The 23159-nt window shown below is 75.5% G+C and carries 15 protein-coding genes and 2 riboswitches; of the genes, 6 read left to right on the top strand and 9 right to left on the bottom strand.

The window, feature by feature from the left end; genetic code table 11:
• Window positions 1-12 precede the first annotated feature (12 nt).
• On the bottom strand, window positions 13-1197 hold the full coding sequence (gene cobG, locus ACQPZZ_RS20615) for a precorrin-3B synthase (protein ID WP_432920529.1): 1185 nt from the start codon (window positions 1195-1197) through the stop codon (window positions 13-15).
• A 72-nt stretch (window positions 1198-1269) separates the two neighbouring features.
• A riboswitch (cobalamin riboswitch) is annotated at window positions 1270-1392 on the top strand.
• A gap of 53 nt (window positions 1393-1445) precedes the next feature.
• On the opposite strand from cobG, the gene cobN reads away from it, so the two are divergent.
• On the top strand, window positions 1446-5033 hold the full coding sequence (cobN, locus tag ACQPZZ_RS20610; protein ID WP_432920527.1) for a cobaltochelatase subunit CobN: 3588 nt from the start codon (window positions 1446-1448) through the stop codon (window positions 5031-5033).
• Here cobN and ACQPZZ_RS20605 read toward each other — a convergent pair.
• The 6 genes from ACQPZZ_RS20605 to ACQPZZ_RS20580 all read right to left on the bottom strand — a co-directional run bounded on the left by ACQPZZ_RS20605 (window position 4991) and on the right by ACQPZZ_RS20580 (window position 12910).
• A complete protein-coding gene (locus tag ACQPZZ_RS20605) occupies window positions 4991-6337 on the bottom strand; it encodes a cobyrinate a,c-diamide synthase (RefSeq protein ID WP_432934466.1) in 1347 nt (448 codons plus the stop codon). The genes cobN and ACQPZZ_RS20605 overlap by 43 nt on opposite strands.
• Window positions 6334-6936, bottom strand: a complete 603-nt coding sequence (cobO, locus tag ACQPZZ_RS20600) for a cob(I)yrinic acid a,c-diamide adenosyltransferase (RefSeq protein ID WP_432920524.1) — start codon at window positions 6934-6936, stop codon at window positions 6334-6336. The genes ACQPZZ_RS20605 and cobO overlap by 4 nt, the downstream gene beginning before the upstream one ends.
• Before the next feature lies 1 nt (window position 6937).
• Complete coding sequence (locus ACQPZZ_RS20595) at window positions 6938-8995, bottom strand: VWA domain-containing protein (protein WP_432920521.1); 2058 nt, start codon at window positions 8993-8995, stop codon at window positions 6938-6940.
• Window positions 8992-9594 carry a histidine phosphatase family protein gene (locus tag ACQPZZ_RS20590; protein WP_432920518.1) on the bottom strand — a complete coding sequence of 201 codons (603 nt, stop codon included), beginning with the start codon at window positions 9592-9594 and terminating at the stop codon, window positions 8992-8994. Before ACQPZZ_RS20590 ends, ACQPZZ_RS20595 begins: the two co-directional genes overlap by 4 nt.
• Window positions 9588-11120 carry a cobyric acid synthase gene (locus ACQPZZ_RS20585; protein ID WP_432920515.1) on the bottom strand — a complete coding sequence of 511 codons (1533 nt, stop codon included), beginning with the start codon at window positions 11118-11120 and terminating at the stop codon, window positions 9588-9590. The genes ACQPZZ_RS20590 and ACQPZZ_RS20585 overlap by 7 nt, the downstream gene beginning before the upstream one ends.
• Before the next feature lie 52 nt (window positions 11121-11172).
• Window positions 11173-11297, bottom strand: a riboswitch (cobalamin riboswitch).
• Between the two features lie 62 nt (window positions 11298-11359).
• On the bottom strand, window positions 11360-12910 hold the full coding sequence (locus ACQPZZ_RS20580) for a serine/threonine-protein kinase (protein WP_432920512.1): 1551 nt from the start codon (window positions 12908-12910) through the stop codon (window positions 11360-11362).
• Between the two features lie 83 nt (window positions 12911-12993).
• Between ACQPZZ_RS20580 and ACQPZZ_RS20575 the strand changes: the two genes are divergently transcribed.
• Genes ACQPZZ_RS20575 through ACQPZZ_RS20560 form a run of 4 tightly spaced genes read left to right on the top strand, consistent with a single transcriptional unit; the run spans window position 12994 to window position 19834 of the window.
• Entirely contained in the window at window positions 12994-15714 is a 2721-nt protein-coding gene (locus ACQPZZ_RS20575) for an FtsX-like permease family protein (protein ID WP_432920509.1), read from the top strand.
• Window positions 15711-18248: an FtsX-like permease family protein gene (locus ACQPZZ_RS20570; protein WP_432920506.1), complete on the top strand. Its 2538-nt coding sequence runs from the start codon at window positions 15711-15713 to the stop codon at window positions 18246-18248. Before ACQPZZ_RS20575 ends, ACQPZZ_RS20570 begins: the two co-directional genes overlap by 4 nt.
• On the top strand, window positions 18232-19173 hold the full coding sequence (locus ACQPZZ_RS20565) for an ABC transporter ATP-binding protein (protein WP_432920503.1): 942 nt from the start codon (window positions 18232-18234) through the stop codon (window positions 19171-19173). Before ACQPZZ_RS20570 ends, ACQPZZ_RS20565 begins: the two co-directional genes overlap by 17 nt.
• Window positions 19166-19834, top strand: a complete 669-nt coding sequence (locus tag ACQPZZ_RS20560) for an ABC transporter ATP-binding protein (RefSeq protein ID WP_432920500.1) — start codon at window positions 19166-19168, stop codon at window positions 19832-19834. The genes ACQPZZ_RS20565 and ACQPZZ_RS20560 overlap by 8 nt, the downstream gene beginning before the upstream one ends.
• A gap of 2 nt (window positions 19835-19836) precedes the next feature.
• Here ACQPZZ_RS20560 and ACQPZZ_RS20555 read toward each other — a convergent pair whose 3' ends face one another.
• Window positions 19837-20772 carry an aldo/keto reductase gene (locus ACQPZZ_RS20555; RefSeq protein WP_432920497.1) on the bottom strand — a complete coding sequence of 312 codons (936 nt, stop codon included), beginning with the start codon at window positions 20770-20772 and terminating at the stop codon, window positions 19837-19839.
• A 263-nt stretch (window positions 20773-21035) separates the two neighbouring features.
• Here ACQPZZ_RS20555 and ACQPZZ_RS20550 point away from each other — a divergent pair, with 263 nt between their 5' ends.
• Window positions 21036-22076 (top strand): family 2 encapsulin nanocompartment cargo protein polyprenyl transferase, encoded by a 1041-nt coding sequence (locus ACQPZZ_RS20550; RefSeq protein WP_432920494.1) that lies wholly within the window; start codon window positions 21036-21038, stop codon window positions 22074-22076.
• 29 nt (window positions 22077-22105) lie between these two features.
• On the opposite strand, the gene ACQPZZ_RS20545 is transcribed toward ACQPZZ_RS20550, so the two are convergent.
• On the bottom strand, window positions 22106-23155 hold the full coding sequence (locus ACQPZZ_RS20545) for a glucose 1-dehydrogenase (protein WP_432920491.1): 1050 nt from the start codon (window positions 23153-23155) through the stop codon (window positions 22106-22108).
• Window positions 23156-23159 lie beyond the last annotated feature (4 nt).

The raw sequence follows: 23159 nt of genomic DNA, 5'->3' as shown, positions 1-23159 counted from the left end.
GATGGTGTTCGTTCAGTGGCTCACGCGGTAGCCGCCGGGCGTGGCGACCACGTCGGTGACCCGCCCGCGCGGGCGCCCGCAACGACGTTCGCAGCCCGCCCAGTGGATCGGCCCGTCCGGCAGCTCGGGCGTGCCGGTCTCCGCCCAGCGCGCCGCGTCCGCCCGTACGTCGGCCAGCGCCTTCGCGCAACCGGGCCGCCCGGTGCAGGCCGACAGTCTGGCGTACGGCGAGGCCGGGTCGATCACCAGCCCCGCCTCGACGAGCGAATCGGCCACCGGCCCGACCGTCCCGGGCGCCAGGTCGGGCAGCACGACCGTACGCCACGGCGTCAGCCGCACCTCGGCGGGGGTCAGGCCGGCGAGAAGGTCCGCCTGTGCGGGGGTGAGCCTGCCGAGCGGCACGATCACGTCGACCGCGACCCGCCCGTCCGCCTGGGGAAACACCCCGCCCTTACGCGGCTCGGCAGCCGCCACGGTCACGGGCACGGTCACGGGCACGGCCACGGGCGCGGCGCCGGGAAGGCGGGCGGTGATCGTCGCGGGGCCGCCGGGGAGCTCGGCCACGCGCCAGGCGTCCCCGCGTACCGACTGGAACGCCTCGGCGGCGGCGAGGGCGACGGCGACGGCGTCGCCGGCGGTCACCGATCTGACCGGCTCGCCCGCGAGCAGGAGCGTCAGATCGCCGCCCAGGTGGTCGACAGGACGGCCGGGCTGCGCGGCGAGCGTCACGTCCGCGCCGAGCCCGAGGACGTCGCCGGTGCCGTCGTCGAGCGCGAACAGGAACCGGCCGGGCAGGCCGGCCAGCGCCGGACGCCCGCACAGGTCCGCGTCCAGCGCCGTCACCAGCGGCCGGACGTCGAGGACGCCCGTGGCCGACCGGCCGCTGAGGGGCGAGGCGACGATGTTGCGCACGCGTTCGTGGGTCGCCGACGGCAGCAGCCCGGCGGCGGCCATCCGCGCGGCGAACGCCGCCGGGTCCGCCAGCCCGCGCACCTGGACGTTGGCGCGTGACGTGAGCTCGATGACCCCGTTGCCCAGCTCCCCGGCGCAGGCGGCCAGCTCGCGCAGCGCGTCGGTGGTCAGGGCGCCGCCGGGCACGCGGACGCGGGCCAGCGCCCCGTCCGCGGCGACGTGCACCTGGAGCGCGCCGGGGCAGGCGTCCCGAGCCGCACGTCCGGAAAAGCCACCTATGACCACAGGCAGGATGCTAACGCCAGTTTTTCGATAGGGCCTCCGTCCCGTAAGGTCGGCGATGAACGATGGCAAGCGGAGGAAGCCGGTGTGAATCCGGCGCGGTCCCGCCACTGTGACCGGGGAGCGAACCCCACCACACGGCCACTGTCGCAAGACGGGAAGGCCGGGGTGAGCGTCGATCCGGGAGCCAGGAGACTCCTGCCGTCGTGCCGCCACGACCCGGGGCGAGGACCCCGAGGGAGGACCCTGCCATGCGCACGGACCAGCCACTCATCGTGCTGTTGTCCACGTCGGACACCGATCTGCTGAGCGCGCGCGCCAGCGGGGCGGCGTTCCGGCTGGGGAACCCGGCCCGGCTCGCCGTGGACGATTTGCCCGCGCTGGTCGAGGGGGCCGGCCTCGTGGTCGTCCGGCTGCTCGGCGGGCGGCGCGCCTGGGAGGACGGGCTGGACGCCCTGCTCGCGGGCCCGCGCCCGGTGGTCGTCCTCGGCGGCGAGCAGGCCCCGGACGCCGAGCTGATGGAGCTGTCCACGGTGAGCGGCGGGGTGAGCGGCGGCGTGTGCGCCGAGGCGCACGCCTATCTCGCGCACGGCGGCCCCGCGAACCTCGCCGAACTGCACGCGTTCCTGTCGGACACGGTCCTGCTGACCGGCCGCGGCTTCGCGGCCCCGGCCGCCACGCCGACCTGGGGCGTGCTCGAACGCGACGCCCGGCCCGGCGACGGCCCGGTGATCGGCGTGCTCTACTACCGGGCGCACCACATGGCGGGCAACACGGGCTTCGTCACCGCCCTGTGCGACGCGATCGAGGACGCGGGCGGCCGGGCGCTGCCGGTCTTCTGCTCCTCGCTGCGCACCGCCGAGCCCGAGCTGCTCGACGTGCTGCGCCGCGCGGACGCCCTCGTCGTGACCGTGCTCGCGGCGGGCGGTTCGCGGCCCGCGACCGCGTCGGCGGGCGGGGACGACGCGGCCTGGGACGTCGGCGCGCTCGCCGACCTCGACGTGCCCATCCTGCAGGGCCTGTGCCTGACGACCGGCCGCGCCGAGTGGGAGGACAACGACGACGGGCTGTCCCCGCTGGACGCCGCCTCGCAGGTCGCGATCCCGGAGTTCGACGGGCGGATCATCACGGTGCCGTTCTCGTTCAAGGAGATCGACGACGACGGCCTGACGGTCTACGTCGCCGACCCCGAGCGCGCGGCCCGGGTCGCGGGCATCGCCGTCCGGCACGGCCTGCTGCGGCACGTGCCCCCGCAGGACAAGAAGCTCGTCGTGATGCTGTCGGCGTACCCGACGAAGAACTCGCGGGTCGGCAACGCCGTCGGCCTGGACACCCCGGCCAGCACGGTCGGGCTGCTGGCCCGCCTGGCCGAGGAGGGCTACGACCTCGGCGACGGCTTTCCCGGGCAGGCGGAGCAGGACGGCGACGCCCTGATCCACGCGCTCATCGCCGCGGGCGGCCAGGACCAGGACTGGCTCACCGAGGAGCAGCTCGCGGCCAACCCCGTGCGGATCCCCGCCGAGACCTACCGCGCCTGGTACGACACCCTGCCCGAGGACCTGCGCGCCGGCGTGGAACGCCACTGGGGCGCCCCGCCCGGCGAGCTGTTCGTCCACGACGGCGACATCGTGCTCGCGGCGCTGCGCAGCGGGAACGTCGTGGTGATGGTGCAGCCCCCGCGCGGCTTCGGGGAGAACCCGATCGCGATCTACCACGACCCCGATCTGCCGCCCAGCCATCACTACCTGGCGGCGTACCGGTGGCTGTCGGCCGAGTGGGGCGCGCACGCCATGGTGCACGTCGGCAAGCACGGCAACCTGGAGTGGCTGCCCGGCAAGTCGGCGGGCCTGTCGGCGTCCTGCGCCACCGACGCGGCGATCGGCGACCTCCCGCTCGTCTATCCGTTCCTGGTGAACGACCCCGGCGAGGGCACCCAGGCCAAGCGCCGGGCGCACGCCGTGCTCGTGGACCACCTGGTGCCGCCGATGGCCAGGGCCGAGACCTACGGCGACATCGCCCGCCTTGAGCAGCTCCTCGACGAGCACGCGACGATCGCGGCGATGGACCCGGCGAAGCTGCCCGCGATCCGCGCCCAGATCTGGACCCTCATCCAGGCCGCCCGCCTCGACCACGACCTCGGCCTGAGCGAGCGCCCGCACGACGCCGAGTTCGACGAGTTCATCCTGCACGTGGACGGCTGGCTCTGCGAGGTCAAGGACGCCCAGATCCGCGACGGCCTGCACGTCCTCGGTGCGGCCCCGACCGGCGAGGCCCGCGTGAACCTCGTGCTCGCCATGCTGCGCGCCCGCCAGATGTGGGCCGGCCGCGAGACCCTGCCCGGCCTGCGCGAGGCACTCGGCCTGGCCGAGGACGGCAGCGCCGCGACCGGCGTCGTGGACCGCGTCGAGGCCGAGGCCCGCGCGCTCGTCGCCGCCATGGAGGAACGCGGCTGGGATCCGGCCGCCGTCGCCGGCGTCACCGACGACCCGGCGGTCGCGCGGGTGCTGACGTTCGCGGCGACCGAGGTGGTGCCGCGGCTCGCGCGCACCACCGACGAACTCGACCACGTGCTGCACGCGCTCGCCGGGGGATACGTCCCCGCCGGGCCGTCCGGGTCGCCGCTGCGCGGGCTGATCAACGTGCTGCCGACCGGCCGCAACTTCTACTCCGTCGACCCGCGCGCCGTGCCGAGCCGCCTCGCCTGGGAGACCGGGCAGGCCATGGCCGACTCCCTGCTGGCCCGCTACCGCGCGGAGACCGGCGAGTGGCCGCGCTCGGTCGGGCTGTCGGTGTGGGGGACCAGCGCCATGCGCACCGCCGGTGACGACATCGCCGAGGTGCTCGCGCTGCTCGGCGTGCGGCCCGTCTGGGACGAGGCGTCGCGGCGCGTCACCACGCTCGAACCGGTGCCGCTGAGCGAGCTGGGCCGCCCGCGCGTGGACGTGACGGTGCGCATCAGCGGGTTCTTCAGGGACGCCTTCCCGCACGTGGTGGCGATGCTCGACGACGCCGTCCGGCTCGTCGCGGGGCTCGGCGAGAGCCCCGAGGACAACTACGTGCGCGCCCACGTCGATGCCGACCGGGCCGCGCACGGCGACGACAGGCGCGCGACGCTGCGCGTGTTCGGATCGCGTCCGGGCGCGTACGGCGCGGGCCTGCTGCCGCTCATCGACAGCGGCAACTGGCGCGACGACGCCGACCTCGCCGAGGTGTACGCCGTCTGGGGCGGCTACGCCTACGGCCGTGACCTCGACGGCGCGCCAGCCCGCGAGGACATGGAGAACGCCTACCGCCGCATCGCCGTCGCGGCCAAGAACGTGGACACCCGTGAACACGACATCGCCGACTCCGACGACTACTTCCAGTACCACGGCGGCATGATCGCGACCGTCCGCGCGCTGACGGGCCGCGCGCCCGCCGCGTACGTGGGCGACAGCACCCGTCCCGACGCCGTCCGGACCCGGACCCTGTCGGAGGAGACCTCGCGGATCTTCCGCGCCCGGGTCGTCAACCCCAACTGGCTCGCCGCGATGCGCCGCCACGGCTACAAGGGCGCGTTCGAGCTGGCCGCGACCGTGGACTACCTGTTCGGCTACGACGCCACCACCGGCGTCGTCGCCGACTGGATGTACGACACGCTCGCCTCGACATACGTGCTCGACCCGGTCAACCGCGACTTCATGGCCAAATCGAACCCGTGGGCGCTGCACGGCATCGCGCAGCGCCTGCTCGAGGCCGCCGAGCGGCGCATGTGGGAGCACCCGGACCCCGATGTGCTCGCCGGGCTGCGCGAGGCCTACCTCGCGATCGAGGGCGACCTGGAGGAGGGCTCTGCGTAGGCCAGCAGCCGCCGGGCGAGATGCGGTGCGCCCGCCCAGTGCAGGTGCAGGTAGGACGCGGTGAGCCGGGCGTCGCCGGCCCCGTCGGCCCCGCCCCGCCACCGGAAGACGGGCTCCCCGCCGCCGGTGATCGTGGTCCGGTGGAACTCGTGGCCGCGCAGCCGCTCGCCCTGCCGGGTCAGCAGCGTGTCGCGTACGGCCACGGCGTCGCGGTAGCCCAGCGTCAGACGGTCGGTCATCCGCCCCACGCCCGGCACCCGGCCGCACATCGGACGGCCGTCCAGCTCCTCGCACAGATAGAGCAGCCCCGCGCACTCGGCCGCCACCGCGCCGGGGAAGGCCGCCACCTCGGCGCGCAGCCGCTCGTTGGCCGACAGCTCCGCCGCGTACACCTCGGGGAAACCGCCGCCCACGACCAGCGCGGACGCGCCCTCGGGCAGGGACTCGTCGCGTACCGGATCGAACACGGCGACCTCGGCCCCGGTGGCGGCCAGCATCTCGACGTGCTCGGCGTAGCCGAACGTGAACGCCGCGCCGCCCGCGACCGCCACCACCCGCCGTTCGCCCGGCTCGTGTCCGTCCGACGGGTCCCACGGTTGTCCGGTGAGCGGGGACGCCGTCGCGGCGAGCCGTACGAGACCGTCCAGGTCGCACGAGCCCGCCACGAGCGCGCCGAGCCGGTCCACCGCCGACACGGCGGCGGGCAGCCGCTCGGCCGCCGGGATCAGCCCGAGGTGCCGCGACGGCGTCATCACGGCGTCGTCGCGGTGGACCGCCCCCAGCACCGGGACCCCGGTCTCCTCCAGCGCGGCCCGGCACAGCTCCTCGTGGCGCGCCGAGCCGAGACGGTTCAGCACCACGCCCGCCACCCGCACCCGCGAGTCGAAGGTCGCGAACCCGTGCACCAGCGCCGCCACCGACCTGCTCTGCTTGCCCGCGTCCACCACGAGCACCACGGGCGCGCCGAGCAGCCGCGCCACGTGCGCGGTCGAGGCGAAGTCGCCCTCGCCGCGCCCGTCGAACAGCCCCATCACGCCCTCGACGACCGCGATGTCACAGCCCGTCGAACCGTGCAGGAACAGCGGCGTCACCCGGTCTTCGCCGGTCAGCCAGGGATCGAGGTTGCGGCCGGGCCGCCCGGCGGCCAGCGTGTGATAGCCGGGGTCGATGTAGTCGGGGCCCACCTTGAACGGCGCGACGCGCAGCCCGCGCGCCGCCAGCGCCGCCATCAGCCCGGTGGCCACGGTCGTCTTGCCGCTTCCCGAGGCCGGGGCCGCGACCACGAGACGCGGGACGCCCGTCACCACTCGATGCCCTTCTGGCCCTTCTGCCCGGCGTCCATGGGGTGGCGGACCTTGCCCATCTCCGTGACGAGGTCCGCGGCCTCGACGAGCGCGGCCGGGGCGTCGCGGCCGGTGATGACGACATGCTGCGAACCCGGCCGGCCGGCGAGCGCCGAGATCACGTCGTCGAGGTCGATCCACCCCCACTTGAGCGGATAGGTGAACTCGTCCAGCACGTAGAACCGGTAGGTCTCCGCCGCGAGGTCGCGCTTGATCTGCTCCCAGCCCTCGCGTGCGTCGGCCGCGTGGTCGGCCTCGGTGCCGGGCCGCTGGATCCACGACCAGCCCTCGCCCATCTTGTGCCAGGCGACCGTGCCGCCCTCGCCGCTCGCGCCCAGCACGGTCAGCGCGCGCTCCTCGCCGACCCGCCACTTGGCCGACTTCACGAACTGGAACACACCGATCGGCCAGCCCTGGTTCCAGGCGCGCAGCGCCATCCCGAACGCGGCCGTCGACTTGCCCTTCCCCGGGCCCGTGTGGACCATGAGCAGCGGCCTCGTCCGGCGCTGCCGGGTCGTCAGGCCGTCGTCCGGCACGTTGTCAGGCTTGCCCTGCGGCATGTCAGCCCGCCTTCCTTCGTACGAGATCACCGAGCGACTCCAGCGGAAGCACGCGCGCGCCGAGTCGCAGGGCGAGCGCGTGCGCCATGCCCAGGCGGACCGGGCCGCTCTCGCAGTCCACGACCACCGAGGTCACACCGGCGAGCGCGGCGGCCGCGCGGGTCACGTCGCCGCCGGAGGTCGCGCGGCCGTCGGTCACGACGACCAGCAGGGGGCGGCGGTCGGGGTCGCGCAGTCGCTCCACGCGGAGCACCTCGGCGGCGGTGGCCAGGCCCTCGGCGAGCGGGGTGCGGCCGCCGGTCGGGAGCGCGCGGAGGCGGGCCGCGCCCGCCTCGACCGACGAGGTCGGCGGGAGCGCGACCGTCGCCCCCGCTCCCCGGAAGACGACGAGGCCGACCTTGTCCCTGCGCTGGTACGCGTCGAGCAGCAGGCTCAGCACCGCCGTCTTGACGGCCGTCATCCGCCTGCGCGCGCCCATGGAGCCGCTGGCGTCCACGACGAACAGGACGAGGTTGCCCTCGCGGCCTTCGCGGACGGGCTCGCGGAGGTCGTCCCGCGTGAGGACGAGGCCGGGGCCCCGCCTGCCGCGGCGGAGCTGGTGCGGGGCGGCGGCGAGGAGGGTCGCGGGGAGGTCGATGCCGGCGGGGCCGGCGCCGGTCGGGACGCGGGTCCCGATCGTCCGGCCGTGCCGCCCCCGGCCACTCGACCGCCGCCCCGCGACGCCCGCCCCGACTCCGGCGACAGTGAGAACGGGCACGCGGAACGGAGCACCGGCCGCGGCCACGTCCTGGGGACGGTCGTCGTGAGGCCGGCCGCCGGAGCCGGCGGCGGGGTTCGATTCTTCGGAGCCGGACCCCACGGAGCCGGACCCTTCTGAGACGTCCGCAGTGCCTTCGGGGGCGCCGCTGCCGGCACCCGGGCCGCCGGAGCCGTCAGGGCCCTCGGACCGGCCGGAGCCGGGTCCGCCGGAGTCGTCGGGACCCGGGCTGTCGGGACCCTCAGGACCGCCGGGATTGTCGGGATCTTCGGGGTCCTCGGGGGCGGCGGGCTCGGCCTGGTCGAGGAGCTCGTCGAGAAGACGCTCGTCCAGGCCGGGCGCGTCGAACGGATCCCGGCGACGCCGGTGGGGCAGCGCCAGCCGGGCCGCCACCCGGACGTCCTCCCGGGTCACCACGTCCCGGCCCTGCCAGGCGGCGTGCGCCACCGCCGCATGCGCCGTGACGAGATCGGCCCGCAGCCCGTCCACCCCGAACCCCGCGCAGACGGCCGTGATCTGCCGCAGCCGCGAGTCGGGCAGCCGCACCGACCCGACGACGGCACGGGCACGCGCGATCCGCGCGGCCAGGGCGGCCTCCTCCGCGGCCCAGCGCGCGGCGAACCCCTCCGGATCGGCGTCGAACGCGAAGCGCCGCCGTACGACCTCGGCCCGCTCGTCCGGCTCCCGCGTCGCGCGCACCTCCACGGTCAGCCCGAACCGGTCGAGCAACTGCGGCCGCAGTTCGCCCTCCTCCGGGTTCATGGTCCCCACGAGCAGGAACCGCGCGGCATGCCGGATCGAAACGGTCTCCCGCTCGACGTAGCAGACCCCGAGCGCGGCCGCGTCGAGCAGCAGGTCCACGAGGTGGTCGTGCAGGAGGTTGACCTCGTCCACGTAGAGCACGCCGCGGTGGGCCGCCGCGAGCAGCCCCGGCTCGAACGCCTTGACGCCCTCGGTCAGCGCCCGTTCCAGATCGAGCGAACCGACCAGCCGGTCCTCGGAGGCCCCCACAGGAAGCTCGACGAGGGACGCCGCCCGCAGCGCCCCTGCCGCGTCCGGCTCGTGCGGCCCGTCGGGGCAGCCGGGGTCCGGCGCCCCGGGGTCGCAGTGGAACCGGCACCCCGCCACCACCGCGACCTGCGGCAACTGCGCCGCCAGCGCGCGTACGATCGTGGACTTCGCGGTTCCCTTCTCGCCGCGGACGAGAACGCCGCCGACCCGGGACGAGACCGCGTTGAGCACCAGGGCCAGCTTCAGATCGGCGAGCCCGACGACGGCGCTGAACGGATAGGCGGAGTTCACAGGGCGGCCTTCCTGTTGACGTAGGCGATCCGCCAGCCGCCGTGCCGTGCGGCCAGCTCGGTGCGGGACAGCGGGGCGATGTCGAACAAGGCGGCCCGCGTCGCGGGCAGGCCGAGCGCGTGCGCGAGCGCGGCCCGGACGGGCCCGGCGTCGCAGACGGCGACCACGCGGGCGGCGTCCGCGTGCACCGACTCCAGCCACGCGGCCACCCGCGCGCCCAGCTCGGAAAGGCTCTCCCCGCCGTGCGGGGCGGCGTCCGGGTCGGTCAGCCAGGCGCCGAGACCCTCGGGCTCGGTCTCGGCGATCTCCGCGAACGGCCGTCCCGCCCAGGTGCCGTAATCGGCCTCGGCGAGCGCACCGGCCACGACCGGCTCGCGCCCGGACGCGGCCCGCGCGGTCGCCACGGCCGCGGGCCAGGGCGCGGCGAAGACCACCGCGTCATCGGGGAGGGCCAGGTCGGTGCGGGCCAGGTCGGTGCGGGCCAGGTCGGTGCGGCGCAGGGCGGCGGCCTGCGCCAGCCCCGACGGATCGGCGTCCTCGGGGGCGGGGAAACAGGCGCGGCGTGTGCCGGGCGTTCCCGCCTGGCGAATGATCAACATGGGCCGGCCGCGCCGTTCGCACCGCTCGCGCCGGGCGGCAGGGCCCGCAGGCCCGGCGTGGGCCCGCTTCCGATGAGCGAGAGCAGCCCGTCGGTGTCGACGTTCCGCTCGACCAGGTCCCCGAGCGCGTCCAGCCGCGCCTCCCGCAGCCCCGCGAACGACAGCGACGGATCACCCCGGAACTCCCGCCCCGCCGCCCTCGCCACCTCCCCGAGGAAGGCTCGCCGGAACCCGTCGTTCTCCAGCGCGCCGTGCCAGGTCGTGCCCCACACGTTTCCGGCGCGGCACCCGTCGAGGAACGGCTCACCCCCGTCGTGGGTGACGACCCCGTGATGGATCTCGTACGCGCGTACCGGATGCCCGTAGCCCTCGCCGACCGGCCGCCCGAGGGTCTTCTCCCTCGCGAACGCGACGTCGGCGGGGAGCAGCCCCAGGCCGGGCACCGTGCCGGCGCCGGACTCCACGTGGTCGGTGATGGTGCGGGCGAGCATCTGGTAGCCGCCGCAGATCCCGAGCACCGGACCCGTCCTGCGGACGACGAGGTCGGCGATGCCGGTCTCGCGCAGCCAGGCCAGATCGTCCACCGTGGCCCGCGAACCCGGCAGGATCAGCAGGTCGGCGCCGGCGCAGGCGGCGGGTGAGGTGACGAAGCCGACCGTGACCCCCGGCTCGGCGGCCAGCGCGTCCACATCGGTGAAGTTGGAGATGCGTGGATAGCGCACGACGGCCACCCGCAACGCGCCGTCAGCCGCGGCGCTCCCCGTGTTCCCCGTGTTCCCTCCCGGCCGGTTGTCGAGCGACAGCGAGTCCTCGACGTCCATCCACAGCCCGTCGAGCCACGGGACGACCCCGTAGACCCGGCGCCCGGTCAGCCCTTCGATCATGTCCAGCCCCGGCGCGAGCAGCTCCCGCGCGCCCCGGAACTTGTTCACGATAAATCCGGAAATATGCGCCTGATCGGCGGCGTCGAGCAGGGCGACCGTGCCGTACAGGTGCGCGAAGACGCCGCCGCGGTCGATGTCGCCCACGACGATCACCGGCAGCCCGACGGCCCTGGCCAGCCCCATGTTCGCGATGTCCCCCGCCCGGAGGTTGATCTCCGCCGGGGAGCCCGCCCCCTCGCAGATCACCACGTCGAACTCGTCGGCCAGCCGCCGGTACGACTCCACGGCGATCGCGCGCAGCTCGTCGCGATGCGCGCGGTATTCCAGCGCGTCCACGTCCGCGACAGGCCGTCCGCGCACGACTACCTGGCTACGGCGGTCGCTGCCCGGCTTGAGCAGGATCGGGTTCATGTCGGCCGTCGGCTCCAGCCCGCAGGCGGCCGCCTGCACGGCCTGGGCCCGCCCGATCTCCGCGCCGTCGGCCGTGACGTAGGAGTTCAGCGACATGTTCTGCGCCTTGAACGGCGCGACCCGTACGCCGCGGCGGGCCAGCCACCGGCACAGACCGGCCACCAGCACGCTCTTCCCGGCATCGGAGGTGGTGCCCGCGACCAGCAGGCCGCCGCCGGGCGCCCCGGCCATGGGATGTCCCCCCTGGGGGTGTCCGCGCCCCCGGTAGAAGGTCCGACGGCCGGAGTATCCTGGCTCCCGGATCCGCGCTTTCCCTCAGCCTTCCCGCCCGTGCGGGGCAGTGGCGTGGGTGAGGGTCGCTCCCCGGTGACAGTGGCGGGACCGCGCCGGATTCACACCGGCTTCCTCCGCGTCCGTCGCTTGCGGTGGTCAACATACACCTTCATGCCGGACGTTCCGCAAGTGTGCCGCTATGTGCGTTTCAACGTGGCGATCATGTAGAACGGCTCGTTCTTCGTGACCTCGTTCTCGCCGTGCCCGTTGTAGTCGAAGGTCATCGTCCCGTTGTCGTGAACGGTGAGGTAGATCGTGCCGTTGCGCACGCAGTTGCCCCGCATCGACACCCGCTTCAGGCGCACGGTCGTCCCGCTGACCACCTGGAGTCTGGACCTGCCTACGCACCGGTAGTCGACGAACTGCTCGGTGACGGTGTCGCCACCCTTCGGCACGGTCAGCACGAGCGTGTCGTACGCGCCGGGCTCGTAGTCCACCCTGCCGCGCCACACGCCCGCGAAGCGTGCCGTGAAGCGCAGGGGCACGCGCACGGTGGGCGCCGGACCGGGCGCCGAACTGAACGTCGGACTCGGCGCCGGAGCCGGCGTCCGCGTGGGTGTCCCTGCGAATGTCCCCGTGAGTGAGGTGGTGGGCGAGGGGGCCGGAGTGACGGCGGCCGCAATGTGCCGCGCGACACCGTCGCCGTCACGGTCGCCGTCACGGTCGCCGTCACGGTCGCCGTCACCGCCGGCGACGCCTCCGGACGGGAGCACGGACAGCAGCACGGCCCCCGTCGTCGCGGCCGCGAGTGTGACCGCCGCCCCCGCGAGCAGCCCACGGCGGCGGCCGGAGCCCCGCCGTGAGGGCACGGTGTCCTGGTCCGGAGAAACGGGACGCCCCGCGGCGGCGAGCAGGTCCGGGACGTCCCCGGCGGTCCCCTCCGGCGCCGCGGCGAGCAGCCGCATCGTGATGTCGAGGATGTCCGGGCGCTGTGCGGGGTCCTTGCGCAGGGCCAGCGCGACGATGGAGCGCAGCGGCTCCTCCAGGTCGCCGAGGTCGGGCTCCTGGGTGAGCACGCGGTTCAGCACGGCGGGCAGCGCGTCGTCGCCGAACGGCGGCCTGCCGGTGGCGGCGAACACCATCACGCCGCCCCACGCGAACACGTCCCAGGCGGGCGCGGGCGGCTCGCCGGCGATCTGCTCGGGCGCCATGTAGGCGGGCGTGCCGAGGGCGCCACCGGTCGTCGTGGTCGCGTCGAGACGGCGTGCGACCCCGAAGTCGACGACCCTCGGACCGTCGGGCCCCAGCAGCACGTTGGCGGGCTTGAAGTCGCGGTGGACGATCCCGGCCCGGTGCACGGCGGCGAGTGCGGTCGCGGTCGCGACGGCCAGCCGGTGCAGGGCGGGCCCGGACCGCCGTCCCGCCCGCTGCAGCGTGGGGCCGTCCACGTACTCGCTCACGACGTAGGGCCGCGGGCCGTCGAGGTCGAAGCCGAGCACCCGGGCCACGCAGAACGGCGCGACCCGCCGCGCGGCGGCGATCTCCCGCGCGAAGCGGCGGCGGGCGTCCTCGTCACCCGGCCGGCCCCCGTACGCCGGCTCGTGCAGCAGCTTGACCGCCACCGGCGCGCCCTCGGCCGTACGGCCGAGGTAGACCACCCCCTGGCCGCCCGCACCCAGGCGGCCCTCCAGCCGGCAGCCGCCGATCTCGGCCGGATCTCCGGGCAGCAACGGCTCCACCGCAGGCATGCAGCCCTCCTCGGCCCGTTTTCCCCTCACCCTAAATGAACGGAACGGTGGCACTTCCCGATCATGCTTGCCATCATGCCGGGATGGACGTGGTGGGGACGGTCCGGGCGCGGCTGCCGCTGGTGGTCCGGCGCGCCCTGGCCGAGCCCCTGCTGCTGACCGCCGCTTTCGGCTCCATCCTGCTCGCGACCACGGCGATCTCGGCGCTCCTGCTGCACGCGGGGTCGGCGACCCAGACGGGCGTGCGCCGGGCCCTGGAGACGGCGCCGCTCGGCGCCACCGCCACCGTCGTCACCTCCTCGGTCACGGCGAGGGACTTCACCGGCGTCGACCGGGCCGTGCGCGCGGGGATCGCCCACGCCCACCCGGAAGTGCCCGTACGGGTCACGGTGCGCGTCGAGTCCGGCTCCTACGCGCTGCGGGGACGGGCGCGCGGCGATGACCAGCCCGTGCTGACCCGGTTCGCCACGTACGAGGGACTGGACGGCCGGACGGACCTGGTGAGCGGGCACTGGCCGGCCGAGGGCGGCCCCACGGCGGGGGCGGAGGCAACGGTGGAAGCGGCGCTGTCCGAGCCGGCATCGCGGGCCATGAGGGTGTCCGCCGGCGACGAGTTCACCGTCGTGGGACGCCTGGACGGCGCGCCGGTCCGTGTACGGGTCACCGGCGTCTTCCGGTTGCGCGACCCCGGCGACCCGCGCTGGGCGGGGGAGGACCTGCTGCGCTACGGCACGCGGACGGGCGACTTCACCTCCCGGGGGCCCCTGGTCGTGCCGGCCGGCGCCTTCCTCGGCCGGTTCACGACCGGCGACTCGGCCCGCTGGCTGGCCGAACCCGACCTGCGCCGGCTTCCGCCCGACCGGCTGCGGGCCTTGTCCACGTCGGCCGCCGGGGTCTCCGCCGACGTGCGGGCCGGCTGCCCCCGGTGCGCGGTCACCGAGACGCTGTCCGCGACGCTGCTGCGGCTCGACCGTGGCGCCCTGACCGCCCGCTCGACCATGCTGGTCCCGGTGTTCCAGTTGCTGGTGCTGGGCGCGTACGCGCTGGCGCTGACCGCGCGGCTGCTCGCCGAGCACCGCCGGATGGAGACGGCCCTGCTGCGGTCGAGGGGCGGCGGGTCGCCGCGGCTGGCCGCTCTGGCCGCGGGGGAGGCGCTGCTGATCGCGCTGCCCTGCGTGCCGGCGGCGCCGTTCCTCGCGCCCGTCCTCCTGGGGCTGGTGAGCGCGTTCCCCTGGATCGAGGCCACCGGCGTGCGGCCGCCCGGAGCGCCGGACGGAGCCACGTTCGCGGCCGCGGCGGCGGTCGCGCTCGCCTGCGCCGCCATGCTGGCGGCCCCGCCCCTCCTCGCCGCCCGCCGTACGTACGCCGAGGAGCAGGCGGCGCGGGGGCGCGACGACCGGCCGGGCCTGATCCAGCGCGCCGGGGCCGACATGGCTCTGCTCGTCGTGGCGGGCCTCGCCGTCTGGCGCCTGCGTGACCAGGACGCCGGCGTAACCGCCCGGCTCGGCGGCGAGCTCGGGCTCGACCCGCTCATCGGGGCGGGACCGGCGCTGGCTCTGCTCAGCGGCGGCATGGCCGCCCTGCGGCTGGTGCCCGCCGTGGCCGGGGTCGCCGAGCGGGCGACGCGGCGGCGCTCCGGCTTCAGCCCGGTTCTGGCCGCCCGGCAGGTGAGCCGGCGCCCGGCCCGCTATTCGGGGCCGGCGCTGCTGCTGACGATGGCGGTGGCGATCGGCGTGATGTCCCTGGCCACCGCCGCGACCTGGCGCGGCGTACAGGAGGACCGGGCCCGGCATCTCGTGGGCGCCGACCTGCGCGTCGCGGCTCACGCGGGGGACGGCACGCGGACCTTCACCGGGCTGCCGGGGATCGTGGCGGCCGCACCGGCGCACCGCGTCACGGTCGTCGCGAACGGCGGAGACGCCACTTTGATCGCCATGGACGCCACAGAACTCGGCCGTGTCATGCTGCTGCGTCCCGACCTGTCGCGGCTGTCACCGGCAGGGCTCGCGGCCCGGCTCGCCGGTCCACCCGGAGAGACGCTGCGGGTGGTGGTGACCGAGGGCCTGGCGGACACCGTACGGATCACGGCCGGCACGGCGACGATGCCGATCGAGGTCGTGGGCGTCGTCGCGGCGATGCCGGGCACGCCGGAGGGGACTCCGGCCCTGCTCGCCGACCTGGCGGCGCTGCGGGCGCACGGCGGGCAGGGGGGACAAGGCGAGCAGGCGACGCAGTGGCCGGTGACGGAGTGGTGGCTGGCCGCCGGCGGGCACGACACGACGCGGGCAGCCGCCGCGCTGGCGGCGACCGGGCGGGAGACCGGCGAGGTGACCGCTGTGGCCGCGCTCACCCGCGGCCTCAGGGACGACCCCACGGCGGCCGGCCTGCAGGGGGCGCTGCTGCTCGGCTTCGCGGCGGCGCTGGCGTTCGCCGTGCTGGGATTCCTGGTCAACGCGGCGGTTCTGGCGCGCGAGCGCAGGGGCGAGTTCGCCGTGCTCGGCGCGCTCGGCGTGAACTTCCGGCAGACGCTCGGCCTGCTCGCGGCCGAGCAGTCGTTCGTGATCGGGCTCGCGCCGGCCGGCGGAGTGGCGCTCGCCGTGGTCGTCTCCGCCGCGGTGGTGCCGCCGATGGTGTCCACCGCGGCCACCGGCGCGCTGCCCGTGCTCCTCCACGTCCCATGGGCGCAGGTGGCGGCGCTGGTGGCCGCGGTCATCGCGGTGTTGTCCGTGATCGTGGCGGGGCTCGCGCGGTCGCTGCACCGCCGCGAGCCGGCCGCCGCGCTGCGAGACGGGGAGGCGCCGTGATCCGCCTGCTGGGTGCGCACAGGGGTGTGGCGGCGCTGCTGGCCGCGCTGGTGTTCGGCGCCGCCCTGACCGTCTCCGCGCTGCCCCGGACGGTCGAGTCGTCCCTCGACGCGGCGGCGAGGGCGGCCGTCGGTTCCGCGCCGCCCGTCACCGCCACGCTGGCGGTGCGGTTCGACCGGCGCTTCGACCTGACGGCCCTGGGAACCACGGCCGAGGCCGCGCGGGCGGACGGCGCCTGGCGCGGGTTGCTCCCCCCTGCGCTCAGGAAGGTCGCGGGCGACGAGCCGCACTTCGGGTTAGCGGCCGCGCCGAGGCTCATCGACCAGCGGACCCACCGTTATCTCACCCTGCAGTGGGTGTCGGGGGCGGACCGGCGGGTCCGCTATGTCGAGGGCCGTCCGCCCGGTCCCGGCTCGGGCACACGTCTCGAAGTGTCCGTCCCCGCCGTCGCCGCCGCCGAGATGTCGATCAGGACGGGCGACACGCTCGATCTCGGTGCGCTGGCCGGGTCCGGCCTCCCCGGCGCGCTGACCGCGACGGTCACGGGCCTGTTCGAGCCGGTGCGCCCCGCCGACCGGTTCTGGGCCGCCGAGCCGGAGCTCACCCGTGTCGTCCACCGTCGCGCGCCGCGCGCCGAGGAGGACGACCTGATCGTGGCCGGTCTCGCCGACGGCGACAGCCTCGCGGGCGTCCCCATGCCGCTGACCTACCAGTGGCTCGTCACCCCGGTGCCCGGCCGGATCACCGCGGGGGACGCGGCGGCGGTGCTCGCCGCCACGGAGGAGTTCGGCCGCCGCCTGGGGAGGCAGGACCTCGAACTCGCCCTGTCGACCGGGTTCGACCGCATCCTCAGGGAATACCTGGACCGGATGGCCGTCACCCGCGCGCTCATCGCGGTGTTCCTGAGCGGGCTGGCCGTCGTGTGCCTGGGCACCACGGCCCTGGCGGTGCTGCTGCTCGTCCGGCGGGTGCGCGGCGACCTGCTGCTGATGCGCGCACGTGGCGCGTCCCTGGCACGGGTCGTGCTCGCGTGCGGGGGAGCGGTCGCGCTCGCGGCGGTGCCGGCCGCGGTGGCGGGCCAGGCGGCCGCGGGTCTCGTGCCGGGCGCCGCGACTCCGGCCGCGCGGCTGGGGCCGGCCGCGCTGGTGGCGGGGACGATCGCGATCGCCTGCGCCGCCGTCGCGCTGCGCCTGTCTCCAGGACGCCTGTCTCCAGGACGCCTGTCGCCAAGGCTGCGGTCCCCGGGGCGGCGGGCCCATGGGCGGCTGACCGGGAGCGCGCCCCGCCGGATCATGATGGAGATCCTGGTGCTCGTGGTCGCCGTGGCGAGCGTCCATCTCCTGCGCGCCCGCGGTCTCGGAACCGGCGACGCCCTCCTCACGCCGGCGCCCGTGCTGCTGGCGGCGGCCACCGCGCTGGCGGTACTGCGCGCCGGTCCGGCCGTGATCTACCTGGCGTTCCGGGCGGCCGCGCGGCGCGCCGCCGCCGTGCCGTTCCTCGGGCTCGCCGCCGCACGGGCCGTGCCGGGCACCGCGCTGCCGGTGCTCACGCTGCTGCCGGCCATCGCGCTGGCGTCTTACGCCATGACGACCGCCGGTGGGCTGGAGGCGGCCCAGCGGCAGACCGCGTGGGAGCGGACCGGAGCCGAGACCAGGGTGGAGAGCGAGCAGGGGATCCCTCCGGAGACGGTGGAGCGCATCGCCCGCGCGCCGGGCGTCAGGAGCGTCGTCCCGGCCGCGGTCGGGACGACGACCGCCGAGGTGGGCTTCGGCGGGCGGCCGGCCACGGTCGTCGTGGTCGACCTCGGCGACTACCGCAGGCTGGTCGCGGACAGCCCGCTCCACCTGCCTCCGCCGGGGGGCGGTGTGCTGGTCTCACCCGGCCTGTCCGCGATGCGGAGCTTCGAGATCGGCTGGCCCGAGCGGATGACGGTCACCCCGGCGGGGACCGCCGGCACGATGCCCGGGGTGGAGACGGGCGACGGTGACCTCATCGTCCTCCCCACGGCTCCCGCGCACGTCACCACGCTGCTGATCGCGGGCGACGCCGGCGCGGTCAGGCCGCTGCTGCCGCCGGGGGCGCGCATCACCACCGTGGCGGGCGCGCTCGCCGAGATCACCGCGGCGCCGCTGACCGCGGCGCTGATCACGGCGTTGCGCGTCGCCGCCGCGGCGCTGGCCGCCTACGCGCTGGCGGCCGTCGCGATCGCCCTGGCCGCGGGAGCGGCCCGGCGGGCGGAGGACCTCGGGCTGCTGCGTGCCCTCGGCCTCACCCGCAGGCAGGCCGGCCTGATCACCGTCCTCGAGGCGGCGCCGCTGCTCGTCCTGACCGCCGCCGTCGCGCTGGCGGCCGGTCTCCTCATGCCCGCGCTGCTCGGGCCCGGCGTCGACCTGTCGGCGTACGCGGGCGGGCGGCCGGGCGCCGCGGTGGCCGGTTGGGCCGCCCCCGTTCTTCCCGGTGCTCTGGCCGCCGGGGTCGCCGCCGTCGCCCTCGCGGGCGCGTATCTGGGAGGTAGCCGTGGACACGCTGGCTGACCTGGAGGCCCGGGCCGCGCGGGGCGCTCCCGCGTTCGGCGCGGACGCCCACATCCTGTGCGACAACCTCGTACGGATCTACAAGGTCGACGGCTCCGCCGCGGTGGAGGTGGTCGCGCTGCAGGGCCTCGACCTGCTCATCGGCCGGGGTGAGCTGGTGGCGATCGTCGGGGCCTCGGGTTCGGGCAAGTCGACGTTGCTCAACATCCTGTCGGGGCTCGACGTGCCCACGGCGGGGCTGGCCCGGGTCGCCGGGATCGACCTGCTGTCCATGACCCCGCGCGACCGCCTCCGCTACCGGCGCTCGGTCGTGGGCTTCGTCTGGCAGCAGACCGCCCGCAACCTGCTGCCGTACCTCACCGCCCGGGAGAACGTCATGCTCCCCATGCGGCTGGCCGGCGGCACGTCCCGGGCGGCCAGGTCGTCCCGTACGGACGAGCTGCTGGAGCTGACCGGGATGGCGGACCGCGCCGGCCGGCGGCCCGGGGAGATGTCCGGCGGCGAGCAGCAGCGGGTGGCCGTCGCCGTCGCCCTCGCCAACGCGCCCGAGGTGGTGCTCGCCGACGAGCCCACCGGTGAGCTGGACAGCGAGAGCGCCGAGACGGTCTTCGGCGTGCTCCGCCACGCCAACCGGGAGCTCGGCGTCACGACCGTCGTCGTGACGCACGACCCGATGGTGTCGGAGCAGGTCGACCGGACCATCGGCATCCGGGACGGCCGCACCTCCAGCGAGACGTTCCGCCGCACCTCCTCGGACGGAAGGGTGGTCGCCGAGGAGTACGCGGTGCTCGACCGGGCCGGGCGCCTGCAGCTGCCGAGGGAGTTCATCAACGCCCTGTCGATGGAGCACCGGGTGCGCCTGGAGCTCGAACGCGACCACATCGGGGTCTGGCCCTCGGGGGTGGAGGAAGAGACGAATGAGTGAGCCGCTGGTCGTCGTCGAGGGCCTGCGCAAGACCTATCCCAAGGGCGTGCGCGCGCTGCGAGGGGTCTCCTTCGAGGCTCATCCCGGCGAGCTGGTCGCGATCCGCGGTCGTTCCGGCGCGGGCAAGACGACGCTGCTCAACCTGATCGGCGGCCTGGACCGGCCCGACGAGGGGCGGGTGCGGGTGGCCGGGCAGTCGGTGCCGGACCTGCCGGAAGAGGGCCTGCTGCGGCTGCGCCGCGACGTCGTCGGGTTCGTCTTCCAGTCGTTCCGGCTGATCCCGGTGCTGTCGGCCGCCGAGAACGTGGGCGTGCCGCTGCGGCTGGCGCGCGTGCCCGCCGGGGAGAGGCGGGAGCGGGTCGCGACGCTGCTGTCCCTGGTCGGGCTGTCCGGTCAGTCCGAGCAGCGGCCGCATGAGCTGTCGGGCGGCCAGCAGCAGCGCGTGGCCATCGCCAGGGCCCTGGCCAACCGGCCCCGCCTGCTGCTCGCCGACGAGCCGACCGGCCAGCTCGACTCCCAGACCGCCCGCCAGATCATGGAGCTGCTGCGGGTGCTCGTCCGGGGCGAGGGCGTCACCGCGCTGGTGGCCACGCACGACGAGGGCCTCGTCGGCCTCGCCGACCGCGTGCTGGAGCTCAAGGACGGCGAGTTCCTGAGCTGACGTCAGGTCCAGGGGAGGGCGGCGCGGCGGGCCCAGTAGGTCTCGGCGTCCTCCGCCAGCCCGGCGAGCGCCTGCTCGGTCTCGTCGTCCCAGGTGACGGCGAGCGCCGTCAGGTTCTCGGCGAGCTGAGCGGTCGTGGCCGCGCCGCTCAGCACGACCCCGGCCCACGGGCGGGCGAGCACGGCGGCGAGCGCCAGGGCGTCGGGGGTGACGCCGCGTTCGCGTGCCGCGCGCGCCAACGCCGGCGGCGCGCCGCGGGCGGTCAGCCTGCCGTTGGCCACCCCCTCTTTGACGATCACCGCCAGACCGGCGGCGTGCGCCCTGGCCAGGGCCTCGCCCGCGGAGCGCTCGAGCAGGTTCCACGTCGACTGCACGCTGTCGAACAGTCCGGTCGCGACCGCCCTGTCGATCGTCGCGGCCTGCGCGGGGCCGGTGGTGGACAGGCCGACGGCGACGCCCCCGGCGCGCAGAGCCCGCAGCTCGCCGAGCACCTCCTCGTCGTCGAGCACCCCGCTCTCGGCCGTCGCCGAGTGGATCTGGTAGAGCGACAGGTGATCGCCGAGCAGTTCCCGGGTCTCGCCGAGCTGGCGGCGCAGCCGCGCGGCCGACAGGTCCTTCTCCTCGTGGCGGACGGCGTCCATCCGCCAGCCGCCGACGTACTCGTACCCCCACTTCGAGCCCACGGCGGCCTCGCCGGGCCGGATGCCCCGATCGGCCAGCCAGCCCGCGAGGAACTCCTCCGCGAGGCCGTAGGAGCGGGCCGCGTCGAGGTAGCGCACGCCCGCCGCCCACGCGGCGTCCAGCACCTCCCAGGTGCGCGCCCGCATCGCCGCCACGTCGCGGTGGCCGCCGAGGTCCTCGTCCCGGCCGAGCGTGATGTACGCCGGGCGGCCGAGCGCGGCGAGCCCGAGACCCATCTCCTGCACCCATTTCCGCATGGGGCATCAGGTTAGGGGATGTCGAGCGATCGGGAGGGGCGCGCCGCCGGTCTGGACCGAGGAGCGACCGAGGAGCGAGCGGGGAGCGAGGGACGAGCGACTCCGAGCGGCGAGGGCTGTGCTCCCCGCGCGCATCCGGCACGACCAGGCGGGTGTGCGCGCCCCGATGGTGAGCGGGGAGCACGTGTGGTGAGGAGGCGGCCGGGGTATGCCGACAAGTCCAGCCGGCCTGTGGGTCCATTCGAGCCCGAGGTGGTGGGAGCGTGACGGAACCGGTGGCGGAGGGAGTGCGGACCGCGGCGGACGTGCTCGCCCGGACGCGTGACCTGGTGGAGCCCGCTCTGCGCCGCGCGGTCGGCACCCTGCCTCCGTCGATGCGCCGGATGGCGGGCTACCACTTCGGATGGTGCGACGCGCGGGAGCGGCCGGTGCGGGCGGGCGGGGGGAAGGCCCTGCGGCCCGCGTTCACGCTGCTCGCGGCGGAGAGCGTGAGAGGAGACGCGGAGGAGGCGCTGCCCGCCGCCGTCGCGGTCGAACTGGTGCACAACTTCTCCCTCGTCCACGACGACGTCATGGACGGCGACGCGGTCCGCCGCCACCGTCCCACGGTCTGGAACGTCTTCGGGCGCGCCGAGGCGATCCTGGCCGGCGACTCCATGCTGGCGCTGGCCTTCGCCGCGCTGGCCGAGGGCGGCGGGAACGCCGAGAGCGCGCGCACGCTGTCCCGGTGCGTCCAGTCACTGCTCGACGGCCAGAGCGCCGACCTCGGCTTCGAACAGCGTGCGGACGTGAGCCTGGGGGAGTGCGTGCGCATGGCGGAGGGCAAGACGGGCGCGTTGTTCGGATGCGCCTGCGCCCTCGGCGCGCTCCACGCCGCCGGTCGCTCGGGGGGTGCCGCCGCCGAACAGGTGGCCTTCCTGCGCGTGTTCGGCGAGCGCGTGGGGCTGGCGTTCCAGATAGTCGACGATCTGCTGGGCATCTGGGGCGACCCGGCGGTCACCGGCAAGCCGGTCCATTCCGACCTGCGCAACCGCAAGAAGTCCCTGCCGGTCGTCGCCGCGCTGACGTCGGGCACGCCGGCGGGCAGCGCGCTCGCCGTGCTGTACCGCCGCCCGCTCGCGCGGGCCGACCTCCCCGGGGCGGCGCGGCTGGTGGAGGAGGCGGGCGGGCGCGCGTGGTGCCTCGCCAGGGTGGACGACCTGCTGTCGGAGGCGCTGGAGGCGTTGCGGTCGGCGGAGCCGGCGCCCGGGGCGGCGGCGGGGCTGGAGGCCCTGGCCCGGCTGGCCGCCCACAGGGACCGCTGACAGGGACCGCTGACGGCCGGGCGGGTCCGTCACTCGTTCATGAGCATGACCTTGACGTCGTCCTCCCGGCGCTCGAACGCCTCGGTGTACCGCCGCAGCGGCACGCGCCGGGTGATCAGCCGGGCGAGCCAGCCGGGGTCGGCCTCGGCGAGGGCCCGGGCTCCCGCCACGTAGTGGCTGAGATTGGCGTCGATGGCGCCGATGACGACCGCGTTCTCCAGGACGATCTCGCGGTTGAGCGTCCCGGCGTCCACCGTGATCCGCCGGCCGCCGGGGGTGACCCCGGTCAGGCAGACGATCCCGTACGGCCCGATCGCGGCGATGGCGCCGATGATCATTTCGGCCGCGCCGGTGGCCTCGATGACGATGTCCGGCCGGATCGAGGCCATCACGTCCTCCACGTCTCCCGTGTGGTAGGCCGCGCCGAGGTCGGCGACGAGGCTCGGTTTGGGCCCGACGGTGACGCGGTCGAGGACGTGCACGGTGAGGCCGCGCTGGACGCCGAGCAGCGCGGCGAGCAGGCCGAACGGCCCCGCGCCGGTGACCAGCGCCGTCCGGGGCTCGAACCACGCACGCGCCCCCACCCTGTCGACCTGCTCCCACGCCTTGGCGACCACCGAGGACGGTTGCAGCAGCACCCCGTCCATGCCGAGTCCGGTGGCGACCCGTACGGCGTAGGACTTGTCCGCGCACCACAGGTCGCTGGCGTAGCCGTCGCGTTCCTTCATGCCCCGCTCGAAGTAGCGGCCGTTGCGGCACATGTCGAACTGGCCGTGCGCGCAGGCCCCGCACGGCACCGGGTCGGGCCTGCGCACCAGGCCCACGACGAGGTCTCCCGGAGCGAAGCCGGAGCCGGGCGGGGCCCGCCGTACACGGCCGAGGGACTCGTGCCCGATGACCAGCCGCTCCCGGCCGGGCGGGGCCCAGCCGTAGTCGCCGGCCACGATCTCCCTGTCCGTACCGCAGATGCCGATGGCCAGACCTTCCACGAGGAGGTCGTCCGGCCCGGGCTCGGGATCGGGGACCTCGGTCAGCGCCAGCGAACCGGCGCGGTGCGGGACGACGGTGAGCGCTCGCATGCCG

Origin of the sequence: Microbispora sp. CA-135349 (assembly GCF_050947365.1) — a bacterium.
Classification (GTDB): domain Bacteria; phylum Actinomycetota; class Actinomycetes; order Streptosporangiales; family Streptosporangiaceae; genus Microbispora.
This window is presented reverse-complemented; position numbering and strand designations above follow the sequence as displayed.